17 protein-coding genes are annotated in these 16,465 nt (G+C 63.2%); 5 read left to right on the top strand and 12 right to left on the bottom strand.

All coding sequences use genetic code 11. The features are described from left to right. Positions 1–40 precede the first annotated feature (40 nt). Entirely contained in the window at positions 41–1,369 is a 1,329-nt protein-coding gene (gene aptA, locus NCT05_RS18170; RefSeq protein ID WP_250502884.1) for an omega-aminotransferase AptA, read from the top strand. A gap of 54 nt (positions 1,370–1,423) precedes the next feature. Here the strand turns inward: aptA and NCT05_RS18165 are convergent, their stop codons facing one another. From NCT05_RS18165 to NCT05_RS18145, 5 genes are all read right to left on the bottom strand, one after another. After that, positions 1,424–1,873, bottom strand: a complete 450-nt coding sequence (locus NCT05_RS18165; protein WP_008353692.1) for a PaaI family thioesterase — start codon at positions 1,871–1,873, stop codon at positions 1,424–1,426. Further along, positions 1,870–3,333 carry an efflux transporter outer membrane subunit gene (locus tag NCT05_RS18160; RefSeq protein WP_250502883.1) on the bottom strand — a complete coding sequence of 488 codons (1,464 nt, stop codon included), beginning with the start codon at positions 3,331–3,333 and terminating at the stop codon, positions 1,870–1,872. Before NCT05_RS18160 ends, NCT05_RS18165 begins: the two co-directional genes overlap by 4 nt. Before the next feature lie 27 nt (positions 3,334–3,360). Beyond that, positions 3,361–4,935 (bottom strand): DHA2 family efflux MFS transporter permease subunit, encoded by a 1,575-nt coding sequence (locus NCT05_RS18155; protein ID WP_175979173.1) that lies wholly within the window; start codon positions 4,933–4,935, stop codon positions 3,361–3,363. 11 nt (positions 4,936–4,946) lie between these two features. Further along, entirely contained in the window at positions 4,947–6,038 is a 1,092-nt protein-coding gene (locus tag NCT05_RS18150) for an HlyD family secretion protein (protein ID WP_250502882.1), read from the bottom strand. A 156-nt stretch (positions 6,039–6,194) separates the two neighbouring features. Next, entirely contained in the window at positions 6,195–7,133 is a 939-nt protein-coding gene (locus NCT05_RS18145) for a LysR family transcriptional regulator (RefSeq protein ID WP_250502894.1), read from the bottom strand. A 175-nt stretch (positions 7,134–7,308) separates the two neighbouring features. Between NCT05_RS18145 and NCT05_RS18140 the strand changes: the two genes are divergently transcribed. After that, a complete protein-coding gene (locus NCT05_RS18140) occupies positions 7,309–7,845 on the top strand; it encodes a carboxymuconolactone decarboxylase family protein (RefSeq protein ID WP_008353697.1) in 537 nt (178 codons plus the stop codon). Here NCT05_RS18140 and NCT05_RS18135 read toward each other — a convergent pair. The 3 genes from NCT05_RS18135 to NCT05_RS18125 form a co-directional block, all read right to left on the bottom strand. Then, on the bottom strand, positions 7,842–8,612 hold the full coding sequence (locus NCT05_RS18135; RefSeq protein WP_250502881.1) for a slipin family protein: 771 nt from the start codon (positions 8,610–8,612) through the stop codon (positions 7,842–7,844). The two genes, NCT05_RS18140 and NCT05_RS18135, sit on opposite strands and share 4 nt — an antisense overlap. 25 nt (positions 8,613–8,637) lie before the next feature. Beyond that, the gene (locus NCT05_RS18130; RefSeq protein WP_502800881.1) at positions 8,638–10,020 is read right to left on the bottom strand and encodes an NfeD family protein; all 1,383 of its coding nucleotides are present in this window, start codon (positions 10,018–10,020) and stop codon (positions 8,638–8,640) included. Positions 10,021–10,096: 76 nt separating this feature from the next. Continuing rightward, a complete protein-coding gene (locus NCT05_RS18125) occupies positions 10,097–10,579 on the bottom strand; it encodes a BON domain-containing protein (protein ID WP_250435612.1) in 483 nt (160 codons plus the stop codon). Between the two features lie 124 nt (positions 10,580–10,703). Between NCT05_RS18125 and NCT05_RS18120 the strand changes: the two genes are divergently transcribed. The 3 genes from NCT05_RS18120 (at position 10,704) to NCT05_RS18110 (ending at position 12,873) form a co-directional block, all read left to right on the top strand. After that, positions 10,704–11,123: a secondary thiamine-phosphate synthase enzyme YjbQ gene (locus tag NCT05_RS18120; RefSeq protein ID WP_250502880.1), complete on the top strand. Its 420-nt coding sequence runs from the start codon at positions 10,704–10,706 to the stop codon at positions 11,121–11,123. A gap of 39 nt (positions 11,124–11,162) precedes the next feature. Beyond that, positions 11,163–12,446, top strand: a complete 1,284-nt coding sequence (locus NCT05_RS18115; protein WP_409014153.1) for an aspartate carbamoyltransferase — start codon at positions 11,163–11,165, stop codon at positions 12,444–12,446. Positions 12,447–12,540: 94 nt separating this feature from the next. Continuing rightward, positions 12,541–12,873 carry a hypothetical protein gene (locus NCT05_RS18110; protein ID WP_008353709.1) on the top strand — a complete coding sequence of 111 codons (333 nt, stop codon included), beginning with the start codon at positions 12,541–12,543 and terminating at the stop codon, positions 12,871–12,873. Between the two features lie 3 nt (positions 12,874–12,876). On the opposite strand, the gene NCT05_RS18105 is transcribed toward NCT05_RS18110, so the two are convergent. The 4 genes from NCT05_RS18105 to hydA form a co-directional block, all read right to left on the bottom strand. Further along, entirely contained in the window at positions 12,877–13,056 is a 180-nt protein-coding gene (locus tag NCT05_RS18105; protein ID WP_008353711.1) for a hypothetical protein, read from the bottom strand. Next, positions 13,040–13,315 carry a BrnT family toxin gene (locus NCT05_RS18100; RefSeq protein ID WP_034471857.1) on the bottom strand — a complete coding sequence of 92 codons (276 nt, stop codon included), beginning with the start codon at positions 13,313–13,315 and terminating at the stop codon, positions 13,040–13,042. The genes NCT05_RS18105 and NCT05_RS18100 overlap by 17 nt, the downstream gene beginning before the upstream one ends. Before the next feature lie 109 nt (positions 13,316–13,424). Beyond that, complete coding sequence (locus NCT05_RS18095; RefSeq protein WP_235366335.1) at positions 13,425–14,189, bottom strand: CDP-diacylglycerol diphosphatase; 765 nt, start codon at positions 14,187–14,189, stop codon at positions 13,425–13,427. Positions 14,190–14,318: 129 nt separating this feature from the next. After that, positions 14,319–15,782 (bottom strand): dihydropyrimidinase, encoded by a 1,464-nt coding sequence (gene hydA / locus NCT05_RS18090; protein ID WP_250502879.1) that lies wholly within the window; start codon positions 15,780–15,782, stop codon positions 14,319–14,321. Positions 15,783–16,465 lie beyond the last annotated feature (683 nt).

The raw sequence follows: 16,465 nt of genomic DNA, 5'->3' as shown, positions 1-16,465 counted from the left end.
CGGGGAATACAGTGGCCGTACTTCTTCAGGAGACCCCGTGATGACCGCTCGCCCCGTGATCGAAGACCTCTCGTCGTTCTGGATGCCGTTCACCGCCAATCGCCAGTTCAAGGCCGCGCCGCGCATGCTCGACAGCGCCAAGGGCATGTACTACCGCTCGACCGATGGCCGCGAAGTGCTCGACGGCACGGCCGGACTGTGGTGCGTGAACGCAGGCCATTGCCGCGACGAGATCGTCGATGCGGTGCAAAAGGCACTTTCGACGCTCGATTTCGCGCCGACCTTCCAGATGGGCCATCCGCTCGCATTCGAAGCGGCGACCAAAGTCGCGAGCCTGATGCCCGAAGGCCTCGACCGCATCTTCTTCACGAACTCGGGCTCCGAGTCGGTCGATACGGCGCTCAAGATCGCGCTGGCGTATCACCGCGCGCGCGGCGAAGGCCAGCGCACGCGTCTGATCGGCCGTGAGCGCGGCTATCACGGCGTCGGCTTCGGCGGCATTTCGGTCGGCGGCATCGCGCCGAATCGCAAGACGTTCTCGGGCGCGCTGCTGCCGTCGGTCGATCATCTGCCGCATACGCACGATCTCGCGCACAACGCATTCACGAAAGGCCAGCCCGCGTGGGGCGATCATCTCGCCGATGACCTCGAGCGCATCGTCGCGCTGCACGATCCGTCGACGATCGCCGCCGTGATCGTCGAGCCGCTCGCCGGTTCGACAGGCGTGCTCGTGCCGCCGCAAGGCTATCTGCAAAAGCTGCGCGATATCTGCACGAAGTACGGCATTCTTCTGATCTTCGACGAAGTCATCACCGGCTTCGGACGTTTGGGTAAAGCGACGGCCAGTGAATACTTCGGCGTAACGCCCGACCTCATCACGATGGCCAAGGCCATCAACAACGCGACCATTCCGATGGGCGCCGTCGCCGCGCATCGCAACGTGCACGACACGGTCGTCAACGCGGGCGCGGCCAACGCCATCGAACTGTTCCATGGCTACACCTATTCGGCGCACCCGGTCGCGGCCGCAGCGGCCATCGCGACGCTCGATCTGTATCAGCGCGACAAGCTGTTCGAGCGCGCGGCATCGAAGGCCGCGAAGTTCGAAAGCGCCGCACACGGGCTGCGCGATGCGCCGTTCGTGAAGGACATTCGCAATCTTGGCCTCGTCGCGGGCATCGAGCTCGATCCGCGCGAAGGCGCACCCGGCGCGCGCGCGTATGAAGTGTTCGTCAAGTGCTTCGAGGCGGGCGTGCTCGTGCGCTACACCGGCGATATCCTCGCGTTCTCACCGCCGCTCATCATCGAAGACGATCAGATCGATCAGATCTTCGCGACGGTGCGAAAGGCGCTGGAAAGCGTGAAATAAGCGGCTTTTGCGGTTGCTCGCGGCCCGGCTTCCTGCGATGGAAAGCCGGGCTTTTTATCGCTCCATGACAAGCAACGTAGATGTCGCCGATGCGAACAATCTGCCGCTCGCGTCCTTGAGCGTCGCTTCGGCGAACGCGGCGCGCCGTCCGATCGACAGCACGCGTCCTTCCGCGCGCAACACGCCCGAGTCGCGCGTGAGCGCCTTGTGATACGCGACCTTCAGTTCGAGCGTCGTGTACGCCTGCGTCGCGGTCAGGCATGAATGCACCGAGCAGCCGCACGCGGAATCGAGCAGCGTCGCCGCATAGCCGCCGTGCACGGTGCCGATCGGGTTATACGCGTGATCGCCGGGGACGCCCGCGAACACTGCCCTGCCCGCTTCCACTTCGATGAAATCGAAATCCAGCGATACCAGAATGCCCGGCTTGCGCCCGCTTGCGATCAATCTGCGCAATTGCGCGAGACCGTCGAGGCCGGCGGCGGTTTCTTCGATCAAACTCATTTCGGCGTCTCCGTTTTATCGCTGGCGGTCTTGATCGCATCGTCGTCGCCGGTCGCGCTCCAACCGCCGCCGAGCGAGCGATAAAGCGCCACCGCGGCAAGCGCGTGTTCGCGCTTCGATTGATTCAGCGCATCGGCATCGCGCAGATACGATTGTTGCGCGTCGAGCACATCGAGAAAGCTGGCCGCGCCGCCCTTGTACAACTGCGTCGACAGCGTGAGCGATTGACCGGATGCCGAGAGCGCTTCGGTGAGACGCGCGGTCGATTCGGTCGTGCTGACGAGATCGCTGCGCGTATCCTCGACATCCTTCAGCGCTTCGAGCATCGTCTGACGCAGATGCAGTTCCGACTCGCGCATCCGGCTCTCGTTCTGCTCGACCTGCGCCGTGATGCGTCCGGCGTTGAAGATCGGGCTCGTCGCGTTGAGCGCGGCGGAAAAGAGGTTATCGGTCAGCGTCGGCAAGCCGAGATACGACGAGGCGAGCAAGCCATCCGACAAGCGCAGCGAGAACTTCGGATAACGCTCGGCACGCGCGACGCCCACTTCCGCCGCGCGCTGCTGAACGGTCGCATACGCGACGAGCACATCGGGGCGGCGCAACAAGGCATCGGACGGCAACATCTGCGGCGCGCCGCTGGCGGGAACGGGAATCACGGGCGCGTCGCCCGCATCCACGAGCATCAGCCTGTCGATGGATTCCGGCGTGCGGCCCGAATACACCGCGATCAGACTCAGCTGATGCTGGATCGTCGATTGCGTGCGCGGGATGCGCGATTGCAGGTCGCTCAACTGATTCTGCGCACGTGCGACATCGAGCTGAGTCGACAGACCGTATTGCAGGCGTCGTTGCGTGAGTTTCAACGCGCGTTCGCGAATCTGCAGATTGTCTTGCAGGATCTTCGATTCCGCCTGCGCCCAGCGAAGGTCGACATACGCAGCGGCCGTATCCGCGGCGAGCGCGAGCCTGATCTGATCCGCGGCGTGTTCGCGGCCGACGAGCTGCGCCTGCGATGCCAGCAGTTCCAGCCGCTCGCCGCCGAACACGTCCGGCGTCCAGCTCAGCGCGAGGCCGAAGCCCGCCTGCTTCACATAGCCGAGCGGCGGCGGCGTGTTCTGCCGCGTGTACGCGCCGCCCGCGCTCGCATCCAGTTGCGGGAGCAAGGCCGCGCGGCGTTGCGTCGTGAGCGCTTGCGCCTGCTTCACGCGCTCGACGGCGGCTTGAACATCGAGGTTATCGTTCAGCACCGACGCGACGAGTTCATGCATCACCGGATCGTTGAACTGATTCCACCATGCAGCGGGATCGACGGCCTGTCTCGGCACATCGACGCTCCAGTCCGTGGGCGCGGTCGCGTTGACCGTCGCGGGAAGATCGGCGTGCGTGGCGGGCTGCACCGCGCACGCGGCGAGCGTCAGCGCGGTCACGCCGGAAAGTATTGCGACGAGAAGTTTCTTCATGATCGAAGCATCCAGATAAGGCCCGGTTCAATGCGCGTCGGACGAAGGCGGCGCGCTCGTGATCGGCTTGGCGAACATCACCGTCATCAGGCCGAAGAGGAAACACAGCGCGAGCACGTAGAAGCAATCGGCGAAGGTCAGCACGAGCGCCTCGCGCATCACGAGCGCGTGCAGCGATGCCAGCCCCGCTTGCGACGCGTTCAACGCATCGCCGGCGACGGAAGCGAGATGCGCCGAACTGCGCGCGATCATGTCGTCGACGACCGGCCGACCAATCGTCACGCTCTCGTTCAGATGCAGGTAATGCAGATTGAGGCGATCGTTGAGCATCGTCGCGCTCACCGCGATGCCGATTGCGCCGCCGAGATTGCGCATCAGATTGAACAGCCCGCTCGCCGATTTGAGCCGCGATGGCGGAAGCGAACCGAGCGCCATCGTCACGATGGGCGGTACCGCGAATTGCTGGCCGATGCCGCGCAGCGCCTGCGGCAGCAGGAACTGTTGCCAGCCCCAGTCGTGCGTCAGCGGCGTATAGAAGTAACAGCCCGCGCCGAAGCAGATCAGACCGAATGCGAGCAGCACGCGCATGTCGATGAAGCGCGACGCGAACCCGTACACGCCGATGGAAAGCAGTTGAAAACAGCCGACGGAAAGCAGCGCGAGACCCGTATGCAGCGAATCGAAGCCACGCACGCGCGCGAGGAACACGGGCGTCAGAAACACCGACACGAAGATGCCGATGCCCGTCACGAACGAAAGCAGACTGCCGATCGCGAAGTTGCGCACCGCGAGCGCACGCAGATCGACGATCGGATCCTTCGCCGTGAACGCATGCACGAGGAACAGGAAGCCGCAGATCCCCGAAATCCACGCACAGACGATGATGACGTCGTCGCCGAACCAGTTCTTGCGCGGCCCTTCTTCGAGCACGTATTCCAGACAGCCGAGAAAGCCCGACATCAGCACGATGCCGATGTAATCGCCCTTCTTCAGCAGCGAAACATTGGGCTCGTCGACGTGCACGTACTTCGGCACGAGCAACGCGACGACGAGACCCGGCACCACGTTCAGATAGAAGAGCCAGTGCCACGACCATTGATCGGTGATCCATCCGCCGATCACCGGTCCGACTGCGGGCGCGAGCGACGCCAGCGCGCCGATAGTTGTAGATGCAATCAATCGCTGCTTGCCGGGGAACAGCACGAAGGCGGTCGTGAAGACGGTCGGGATCATCGCGGCGCCGAGCGCGCCTTGCAGTCCGCGAAAGAGGATCATCGAATTGATGTCCCACGCCATGCCGCACAACATGCTCGTGAGCGTGAAGCCGATTGCCGATGCGACGAACAGCCAGCGCGTGGAGAACACTTTCGAGAGCCAGCCCGACATCGGAATGACCAGAATTTCGGCGATCAGATACGACGTCTGCACCCACGACAGCTCGTCCTGGCTCGCCGACAATCCGCCGCCGATATCCTTGAGCGACGACGCGACGATCTGGATATCGAGCGTCGCCATGAAGAAGCCGAGGCACATCAGCGCGAAGGCGAACACGCGTTGCCGTATCGGCTGGCTCGCGGGATCGGAAGGAATGGTGTGTGTCATCGCCGCGCTCCTCAGCCGTTCGACTGCTTCGCGAGATGCACCTTCACCGTCGCCGACAAGCCCGGACGCAGCACCGTTTCCATGCCCTTCGGCACATCGAGGCGGATGCGAACCGGCACCCGCTGCACGATCTTCGTGAAGTTGCCCGTCGCGTTCTCGGCGGGCAGCACGCTGAAGGTCGCGCCGGTCGCGGGCGCGAGACTTTCGACGTGACCGGTGAGCGGCACGCTCGATGCGTCGAGTTCGACGTCGGCTTCGTCGCCCGCGCGCATCTTCTTCAACTGATCTTCCTTGAAGTTCGCATCGACCCAAAGGCCCGTCGACGGAACGATGGTCAGCAGCGATGTGCCCACGTTCGCGAGCACGCCCACGCGCGCCGTGCGATTGCCGACATAGCCATCGACCGGCGAGCGGATCGTCGTGTATTCGACGTTCAGCTCCGCGACACGACGTGCCGCTTCCGCTGTCGCGACGCGCGCCTGCGCATCGGCGATCTGCGCTTCGATCACGCTCAACTGACGCTTGGCCGCGACGAGCGACGCGCCGCTGCGATCCACCGCCGCCTGCGCCTTCGTGTAGTCCGCGTCCGCGCGCTCGACGATCTGGTTCGACACCGCATCGTCCTTCACGAGTTGGCGATAGCGCGAACGGTCCTGCCCGGTGCGCGTGAGTTCCGCCGACGACGCGCGCACTTCCGCCTGCTGCTGGTTGATGACGGCCGCCTGCAGCGCGTCCTTCGCCTGCAACTCGACCACCGCCGCGCGCGCGCCCGACAATTCGGCGTCGGCTTGAGCGAGGCGCGCATCGTAGTCGCGGGCGTCGAGGCGGATCAGCACTTGCCCCGCCTTAACGGGCTGATTGTCCTGCACGAGCACGTCGGTGACGAAACCGTTCACCTTCGGCGCGAGCACGGTGACATCGCCGCCGACGTAGGCATCGTCGGTCGTCTGAATGAAGCGCAGCACGAGCGCCCAGTACGTCGCCGCCGCGATCAGCACGAGCCCGACCAGGCCAAGCGCGAGCAGCATCCAGGGAATCTTGCGCGTGGGCCGCGCGAGCGCCGGCGCCGCTACCGAAGGAATATTCGTCGTAGGAGTCGTCATTTGCGATAAGTGCATATGCACAATTAAGTTTGAAGGAAGGCCTGAATCCATTGCCCGTCATAGCCCGGAAGACTAGTTGTGCATATGCACCAAGTCAACCGTCACGGCGCGCATGAATGAATGACGCAGACGGAAAGAATCGCGCCGAGCCTTGTGCTACAAGGCGCGAAGACGGTTTGCCGGCGCGTCGGGACGCAGGCTCTCGTCGGCGCAGAAGCGCACGGCATGCTCGACGAACGCGCGCACCTTGGCCGGCAACAGCGCGCGCGTGCTGTACGCGATCCGGATTTCGATCGCGGAATCGACGCGCTCGTAGGCGTCGAGCAGCGTGACGAGCCGCCCCGACGCGACCTCGTCGGCCACGAGCGCCGTCGGCAACACGCCGATGCCGAAGCCCTGCAAGGCCATCTCGCGATTGAACACCGCACTGTTCGACGTGATGTCGTGACTGAGCGGCACGCGCAGTTCCTCGCCGCCGATGCGGAACGTGAGCGCCGGCTTGCGGATCGACGGCGACATCGGCACGAACACATGATCGGCGAGTTCGGACGGATGGCGCGGCGCGGGACGTTGCGCGAGATACGCGGGGCTCGCGACGAGCACGAGCGGAATGGTTTCCAGCAGGCGCGTGACGGCGGTATCGGTCGATAGCATGAAAGGCAGCACGATGGCGAGATCGTAGCCTTCGCCGACGAGATCGATGGGTCGCTCCGTCAGCGTCACGTCGAGGCGCACATGCGGATGCGCGCGCCTGAAGCTCGCGACGAGCGGCGCGTAGCGGCTCATCATCACGGTCGTGTGCGAGACGAGCCGCAACAGGCCGGTCGCTTCGCTCGCGCGGTTCGACGCGCGCTCTTCCATCGCCTGCAATTCGTCGAGCAGACGCGAGCAGTCGGCGAAGAAGCGCTCGGCGGTTTCCGTCAGCGAGATCTGCCGCGTCGTGCGATTGAAGAGCCGGCTGCCGAGGCGGTCTTCGAGGCCGGCGATGGCACGCGATACGACGGGCGGCGACAAGCCGAGTATGTCGGCCGCACGCGCGAAGCTCTTCGCTTCGACCACCGTGCAAAACACCTTCAGGCTCGTCAGATAGTCCATGTGCGCGTTCGCGATGCGTGCGGAAGCCCCGATCATGGCACGAAGCCGCCGCATTCGCACGATGAGACGATCGCGCGGTTTTACGAGCCGCGCGAGCATTCACGCGAAAGACGCACGCGCCTAAAGTTCAACCCATGCCATCCACATGGCCAACCACCGAACGAAGGAGCACACCATGTCACGTCTTTCCCAAATCAACGTCAACGAAGCAACGGGCGTCACCGCCGATCTTTTCGCCGCGATCAAGAAGGCCGCGGGCAAGGTGCCGAACGCTTACGCGACCATCGGCACGCATAGCCCGGCCGCGCTCGGCGCAGCGCTCAACGGCGATGCGATTCTCGCGAAGAGCAGCCTCGACAAGGCCGATGTCGAAGCGATCAAGCTCGCCGTCAGCGAACTCGCGGGCTGTGATTACTGTGCCGCCGCGCATACGCTCGTCGGCAAGATGGTCGGGCTGTCGCAGAAGGAAACGCAGCAAATTCGCGCGGGCGAAGCGACCGGCAATGCAAAGCGCGATGCGCTCGTGCGCTTCGTGCGGCATGTCGCGGGCACGACCGGCACGATCGACGCGGCGCGTCTTACCGAAGTGCGCGAAGCGGGCTATTCGGAAGCGCAAGTCATCGACACGCTGTTTGCGATGAGCGTCATCAATTTCACGAACCTCGTGAACCGCGTGAACGACACGGTGATCGACTTCCCTGCTCTCGTCTAAGTTTGCGTCGAGCCTTTGGTCAGCCGGTCGATGACGGAACTCACGAGATCGACCGGCACCGGAAAGACGATCGTCGAGTTCTTGTCGCCGGCGATCGACGTGAGCGTTTGCAGATAGCGCAACTGCATCGCCTGCGGCTGCTGCGCGAGCATCTGCGCCGCTTGCAGCAGCTTCTCCGATGCCTGCAACTCGCCTTCCGCATGGATGATCTTCGCGCGCCGCTCGCGCTCCGCTTCGGCCTGGCGGGCGATCGCGCGGATCATCGTTTCGTTGATGTCGACGTCCTTGATCTCGACGTTCGATACCTTGATGCCCCATGCGTCCGTCTGCGAATCGAGCACGCGCTGGATGTCGGTATTGAGGCGCTCGCGCTCGGACAGCAACTCGTCGAGCTCGTGCTTGCCGAGAATCGCGCGCAACGTCGTTTGTGCGAGCTGGCTCGTTGCTTCGAGAAAACGCGCGACCTGAATCACCGCCTTCTCCGGATCGACGACGCGAAAGTACACGACCGCATTCACCTTCACCGACACGTTGTCGCGCGTGATGACGTCCTGCGGCGGCACGTCGAACACGACGGTGCGCAAGTCCATTCGCACGACCTGCTGCACGACCGGAATGATGAGCACGAGCCCCGGCCCTTTCACCTTCCAGAAGCGCCCGAGCATGAACACGACGCCGCGCTCGTACTCGCGAAAAATACGCACCGCCGCGACGATGAAGATGACGAACGCAATGACAATGCCGCTGAAACCGAAGGTAAGCCCCATTTTTCAAGCCTCGTTGTCGATGTGTTCAGGAATGGCCCGCCTCGCGTTCGCCTTCGAGCGGCTCGACGGTCAGCGTGAGACCGTGGCGCGAAATCACCCGCACGCGCGCGCCTTCTTGCGGCAACGCTCGCGGCGCGTCCGCCTGCACGCGCCAGCGTTCGCCCTGCACGCGCGCCCAACCGCTGCCGGATTCGTGCGCCAGCATCACGCCGATGGTGCCGAGCATCGCTTCGCCGCCGCTCACGACGGGCCGCTTGCGCGCTTTCAACGCGACGCCCGACACGGTGAACACGAAGAGCGCCGTGAAGAGCGCGAGCCCGGCAACGAGCCCGACCGGAATGCCGAAGCCGGGAACGTCGGTATCGATCAGCATGAGCGCGCCGATCGCGAACGCGATGATTCCGCCGATGCCGAGCGAGCCGAATGTCGGCAGAAACATTTCCGCGACGAGAAAGCCCATGCCGAGCACGATCAATCCGAGTCCGACGAAACTGATCGGCAATAGTTGCAAAGCGAACAATCCGACGAGCAGGCAGATCGCGCCCGCGACGCCCGGCAGCACCATGCCCGGATTCGCGAACTCGAAGAAGAGGCCGTACATGCCGATCATCATCAGGATGAGCGCGACGCTCGGGTCGGTGATCGTCGCGAGAAAGCGGCTGCGCCAGTCGGGTTGCAGCACGACGAGCGGCGCCTGTTTCGTCGCGAGAACGCGATCGCCGCTCGCGGTTTTGACATGACGGCCGTCGAGTTTCGCGAGCAGGTCGGGAACGTCGTTGGCGGTCACGTCGATGACCTCCTGCTCCAGCGCTTCCGTCGCCGATAACGCGACCGCCTCGCGCACCGCGCGCTCGGCCCATTGCACGTTGCGTCCGCGCAGTTGCGCGAGGCCGCGGATGTAGGCGGCGGCGTCCTGCATCTGCTTGCGCGTTTCGGTCGATTGCGCGTCTGCGTTTGACGCCGCCTTGCCCTCGCGCTCCGATCCGCCGATGCCAAGCTGCACCGGCGACGCCGCGCCCAGATTCGTGCCGGGCGCCATCGCGGCGATATGGCTCGCGTACGTGATGTACGTGCCCGCGCTCGCAGCGCGCGCCCCGCTCGGCGCGATGAACGCGGCGACCGGCACCGGCGACGCGAGCATCGCCTGAATGATCGAGCGCATCGAGAGATCGAGGCCGCCGGGCGTGTCGAGTTCGAGCACGACGAGTTGCGCGTGCTCGTCTGCGGCGCGGGCGAGCGAGCGCACGACGTAATCCGCGCTCGCCGGCCCGATCGCGCCCTTCAGCGGAATCACGACGACGGGCGCCGCCACGGCGGCTACGGCGCTCATCGGCACGAGGGCGAACGCCATCAGCAGCAGCGCGTGGCGCACGCGTCTGCACAGCCAGTCAGCGAAGTTCGTTTTCATCGGCGAAAGCCGGACGCGCATATGCGCGGCGGTTCCTCGTGTTTGGTCTCTCTTTTAGCTTAGGTCAATTGCGAGATCACGGCCGGCGCGTCGTTCGGTCGATGACCTTTTCGACATCGGCCGTTTCGCCGAGCTCTTTCACGAAGCGCGCCGTGTCGAAGTCGCCCGACACGCAGCCGTCGAGATAGATGAAGCGGCGCTGCAACGTGAGCCACAAACTCGTTTTCTCGCGCCACTGCAGCGAGGCGTTGAGCGAATTCAGGCGCCGCGTCACGCTTTCGGCGATTTCCTTGTCGTAGTCGTAGCTGTTGGCGAGCCGGCAGCGCCCCGCGATCCAGCAGCTATTGCCGCGTTCGATGCGGTAATGCGCTTCGTCGAGCCATTCCTGATGCGTTTCGAACGGGCCGCGCGGAGCGGCGCAATCGGCGATGGCGCTCGAAACGTGCAGAAACGGATCGTTGCCGCGGTTCTCGCGCCTTTCTTCGGCGTGTGTCCCGTACGGGGCCGCGGCGAGCACAGCCGCCAGCGCGAGCGTTCCGTAAGCCGCGTTTCGTGTCATCGTGCGCGCCTTTCGTGGAGCCATCGTCCAGACAGCATAGTTCATCGCGTCGAATCGAACGCCACGCGGGAAGTCGGTAAACTCACGATGTGGCGCACCGCCCATTCCTCGCACCGAGACCGACATGAAACAGGCACTCCACCATCTGACGGTCGCGACAGGCTCGCGCGGCCTGCACGAAGTCACCCGCGACGTCGATCACTGGATCGACCTTCAGGACATCCGCACTGGCGTGCTCACGCTGTTTTGCCGGCATACGTCGGCATCGTTGCTGATTCAGGAGAACGCCGACCCCGACGTGCGCGTGGATCTCGAACGCTATTTCGAGTCGGTCGCGCCCGAAGCGCCCGGCCGCTACGTGCACGACACCGAAGGCCCCGACGACATGCCCGCGCATCTGCGCACCGCGCTGACCACGGTGCAGCTTTCGATTCCCGTCGAGGCTGGCCGGATGGTGCTCGGCACTTGGCAGGGCATCTACGTGTTCGAGCACCGGACGGCGCAGCATCAGCGCGAACTCGTCTTGCATCTGATCGGCGAGTGACCTAATATACGCACCGCGTATATTTCGGGAGCGGTGACGGTGACTCAGGAACTTCAGCAGCAGACGATTCTTCGCGATGCGATGCGGCGTCTGAACATGACGCGCGACGCGTTCGCATCGCGCATCGGCGTGTCGCGGCGTGCGTTGGACACATGGTTGCTGCCGGACGAATCGCCGGAGTCGCGCGCGATGCCGGAGATCGCCGCGCGCTATGTCGGCGAGATTCTCGGCGGTTTGCCGGAAGGTGGCCCATATACGCAAAGCGCACATTTGGCCATCGACTTCGAAGGCCGGCCGCAATTGCTTTCGATCGACCAGTTTTCGCGCGACTCGGCTGAAGCGCTGTTCCGCACGGCCGACATGATGCAGCCCATCGCGCGGCGCAAAAAAATCACGCGCGTGCTCGAAGGCGCGGTGCTTGCAAATCTGTTCTTCGAGGCCAGCACGCGCACGCGCGTGAGTTTCGGCGCGGCGTTCGCGCGCCTCGGCGGCTCCGTGTGCGACACGACCGGCTTCACCTTTTCCTCGATGGCGAAAGGCGAGTCGATCTACGACACGAGCCGCGTCATCAGCGGATACGCCGACGCGATTGTCGTGCGGCATCCGGAGCAGGGCTCCGTCGCGGAATTCGCGCGCGCGACGAACATTCCCGTCATCAATGCCGGCGACGGCCCCGGCGAGCATCCGAGTCAGGCGCTGCTCGATCTGTATACGATCCAGCGCGAGTTTTCGCGTCTCGGAAAGATCGTCGATGGCGCGCATATCGCGATGGTCGGCGATCTCAAGTACGGCCGCACCGTGCATTCGCTCGCCAAGCTGCTCTCGCTTTACAAGGGGCTGAAGTTCACGCTCGTGTCGCCGGGTTCGCTGGAGATGCCGGCGCATATCATCGAGCGCATCGCGCGCGGCGATCATGTGATCGAACAGACGAGCGACTTGCGCGCGGGACTCGCGGGCGCCGACGTGGTCTACGCGACGCGCATCCAGAAAGAGCGTTTCGCCGATGAGTCCATCGAAGGCTATACGCCGGATTTCCAGATCAACCAGGCGCTCGTCGACGATGTATGCGGACGCGACACGCTCATCATGCATCCGCTGCCGCGCGACAGCCGCCCCGGTGCGAACGATCTCGCCACCGATCTGAATCACGACTCGCGCCTCGCGATCTTCCGTCAGACCGACAACGGCATTGCGGTTCGCATGGCGATTTTCGCGGTGCTGCTCGGCGTCGAGCATCAGGTGCGTCACTCGATGCGCGATGCGGCATGGAAGTCGCCTGCTTCCATCGGTCCGGACGATGCGGTCTTTCATGGCTTCGATTGATACGTTTTTTACACGCGGCGCACGTGTCTTTGCGCGACGTTGACGCGAGCCGCCCTATCCTTCTACACAAGGGAAACGTGATGGAGCAACGGCCATGGATATGTCGCTTGCGTGGGCGGTCAGCCGTCGAAAATTGCAGGATGATGGGTTAGGTGCATGTCAACGTGTGCGGGTTCTGGCGCTTGCGCATTTCGCGGATAGCGAAGCGTCGCGGGAACGCATACGCGCGTTGTTTCATTCGCCGCTTGGCATCTACGTGAGTCAGGCGCAGCGTGAAGGTTGCGAACTGCGGCTCGAATTCGATACTGCTAGCGAAGACCTTGCGTTCACCTTGCGAACGTTGAAGCGCGTGTTGCCGGAAGCGCGTGTCGAAGGGATTGCGCCGCGTGTGTTTGCGCATCGGATGAACACGCGCGACGCGGGGTGAGGGTCATGCGGCCGGAAGCTCGCCAGACATCGACTGCCGACGATGATAAGCGGCGGATGATTCCAGTCGCTCAAACTCTTCGTAGGACAGATTCCACGTATCCGGATCGAGTTCGATGCCGCGCTGAATCGCCGCCTCTTCCTCGGGCGTAGGAAGGATGAACCCTTTATACGTTTGTTGCATACCGATTTATCTCTCTTCTGTTGGCGCGGCGCAAACTGATGATGCGCCGCGTTTCGCTTCTCTGCGTGAACACTACGCAAAACATGAAGCCTCGAATGGGCGCGAAATTGACTTCGCGTACCTCTCCATAGTCGCGACGACCATCAACCTTCGGCGCGACATCGTCCCACGCAATCTCCCTCGCAAGCTCCAGCGACACACCATGCTGAAGCCGATTGATCGCGTCCTTCAACGGGTCAAAGGTGATGTCGAAGTGCATTCATTGTGGTTCCCAGAAGTAGAAGTGACAAGGCGCGAAAGTTCTGATTTGCGGATTGCGATTCATCCGAACTCCGAACGATTTGCGTCACTTCATTCTTCTGAAAACCTCACGGCTTTTCTATAGACCGATTGGCCAACGAGCACGTATGATCCTGCAGCTCTTCGGATGACGCCCAGTTGCCTGGCTGAACGTGATCGTTGAGAAGAAAGAACGCATGCACGCCATCGCCACGCACGGCGCCGACGAGCAGCAGCGTCTGTTCGCCCATGGTCTGGCCGCGGCTTGCGGCATAGGGCGCGACGAGCTTGAAGGGATCCGTATGCGCGAGATCAGCATCATCGATACGCATCGCGCTGTACACATGGCCGCGCAATCTCACCGGCAGCGGCTTCCACGCCGTGCCGATGCCCGGTCCCAGTTCGCGCAGCGTCTGGGCGACATCCGACGCGAGACAGTCGATATGAATGTGCAATTGATTCTGCGTGCGCCCGCTTGCCGAGTTGATCGCGAGCGAAATTTCGTCGCGCGGCAGCGTCCGGCGCAACGCGCGAAAGACATAGCCGCGCGCATTCCATGCGTCGCGAAAGTAATTCGGCGCGTGGGGCTCGAGCAGTTCGGGACTTTCGATGCCGCTCACGCGCGCGGTCGGAATCAGCAGATACTGCGCGGCGCCGACGATATCCTTCAGCACCGCATAGCCGCCCGCCAGATTCACGTCCGCGCATTTCTGCCGGACCTGCGCGCCCTCGGCGGCGGGCTCGCAGTAGTCGTGGACGATTTCCCACAGCGCGTTGGGATTTGCCGCGCACGCGAGCGGCAGACAGAGCAAACCTGGCGCGGCGAGGCGGCGTAGCTTCTTTGTGATTTTCATCGGCATGATCGGGCGGCGCAAAAAATCGATAGCCTGCCGGATTATGCTTGCAGGCGCGTGACCACGCCGCGAAACGTGACAAAACTCCGCGTCGAATGCAACGCGGAGCTTCGTCGACCGATGCGCAAATCAAGCCGACTCAGCGCGATTCACGGGATGCGGTTCCTTCAGCTTGTTGGCGACGCGCGCCGCCTCGAAGTACGACGCGTTCGGCGGACGCTTCAGATACTGTCCCGCGCCGCGTTCCGCGCGCAGATCGCCGTCGGTCCACGCGAGCGCGCCGCGCGTGAGCGTGTGCGTCGCGACGCCCTGCACTTGCATGCCTTCGAAGACGTTGAAATCGACCTTTTGATGATGCGCCTTTACGGAGATCGTGCGGGTCGCGTTCGGATCCCATACGACGAGATCTGCGTCCGCGCCTATCTGCACCGCCCCCTTTCGCGGATAGAGATTGAAGATTTGCGCCGCGTTCGTCGATGTCACGCGCACGAATTCGTTCGGCGTGAGACGTCCCATGTTGACGCCGTGATGCCACAGCACCGACATGCGATCTTCCACGCCGCCGCAACCGTTGGGGATCTTCGTGAAGTCCTCGCGGCCCATCGCCTTCTGCGATGCGCAGAACACGCAATGATCCGTCGCCGTCGTATGAAGCTGTCCCGATTGCAGCCCGTGCCACAATGCTTCGCGGTGCTCGCTCGTGCGAAACGGCGGGCTCATCACGTGCGCGGCGGCGCGCGTCCAGTCGGGATCGCGATACACCGATTCATCGATCACCAGATGGCCCGGCAACACTTCACCGAATACGCGCAGTCCTTCGTTGCGCGCCTTGGCGATGACATCGACTGCATCTTTCGCCGACACATGCACGATATAGAGCGGCACGCCGAGCACTTGCGCGATGCGGATCGCGCGATTGGCCGCCTCGCCTTCCACTTCGGGCGGACGCGACAACGGATGCGCCTCCGGTCCCCTGAAGCCTTTCGCAAGTAGTTGCTTCTGCAACTGAAAGACGAGCTCGCCGTTTTCCGCGTGCACGGTCGGCAGCGCGCCGAGTTCAAGCGAGCGCGTGAAGCTGTTCACGAGCACTTCGTCGTCGGCCATGATTGCGTTTTTGTAGGCCATGAAGTGCTTGAAGCTCGACACACCGTGTTCGTGAACGAGCAGGCCCATGTCGCGATGCACCGACTCGTCCCACCACGTCACCGCGACGTGAAAGCCGTAGTCCGCCGATGCTTTCTCAGCCCAGCCGCGCCATTCTTTGAACGCATCCATGAGTGGTTGCTTCGGGCTCGGAATCACGAAGTCGATGATACTCGTCGTGCCGCCTGACAATCCCGCTGCGGTGCCGGTATAGAAATCGTCGCTCGCGGTGGTGCCCATGAAGGGCAGTTCCATGTGCGTGTGCGGATCGATGCCGCCCGGCATGACGTACTGACCGCCGGCGTCTATGGTGTGCGTATCGGCCGGTGCCTCTATGTCGAGGCCTATCGCCAGGATCGTGCCACCGGCTTGCGGGTCTGCGCAGAGAATATCGGCGCGGTAGGTGCGGTCAGCGTCGATGATGGTGCCGCCGCGGATCAATGTTGGCATTGAAGTGTCCCTCCGGGGGTTGTCGTTGCGTTGCGTTGCGTTGCGTTGCTTGTTCGCTTCCGCTCTCGTGAAATCCTTTGTTCGTGTCGGTCTATTAGCACTGCCCCTGTGCGGGGCGGCACTCACTTTCTTTGCTGCTGCAAAGAAAGTAAGCAAAGAAAGCAGCTCCCGATACGCCCGCGGTCACACGCAATTTGGGTAGTCCTCTCGTCCATCGTGGGCTGCCTAAAGAGTGCCCTCATAGGCCCCATCGGGCTTGGCTCGCGCACGGTCTGTGTCATCGCACCACACAACAAACTGGTTCAGCACCAAATAGCTCCAGCCCGCTTCGCGGCCGAACGGCCAATCGGGTCCGCGAGTGCTTCTCTACTTACCCTTCCCTCTGACCACGCCGCGTGTTCCTCACGTTGGTTTCCCTTGCAGACCCGGCGGCAGCGCGTAGCGCTGTGCCGAAGCTGTTTCGTGCTGATCCAGCGCCCTTGGAAAACTAGCTTGTCAGACCGTGCGCGATCCAAGCCCGGTTAGTCCTTCGATGGCACTCTTTAGGCGAGTGCCATCTGCAACGAGAGAACTACCCAAATTGCGTGTGACCGCGGGCGTATCGGAAGCTGCTTTCTTTGGTTACTTGTATATTGAATCTGGCGTCCGGAAGCTGATCTCTCCCGTTCGCTCGAAGCGGTAGC

Origin of the sequence: Caballeronia sp. AZ7_KS35, assembly GCF_023631045.1 — a bacterium.
Classification (GTDB): Bacteria; Pseudomonadota; Gammaproteobacteria; order Burkholderiales; family Burkholderiaceae; genus Caballeronia; species Caballeronia zhejiangensis.
This window is presented reverse-complemented; position numbering and strand designations above follow the sequence as displayed.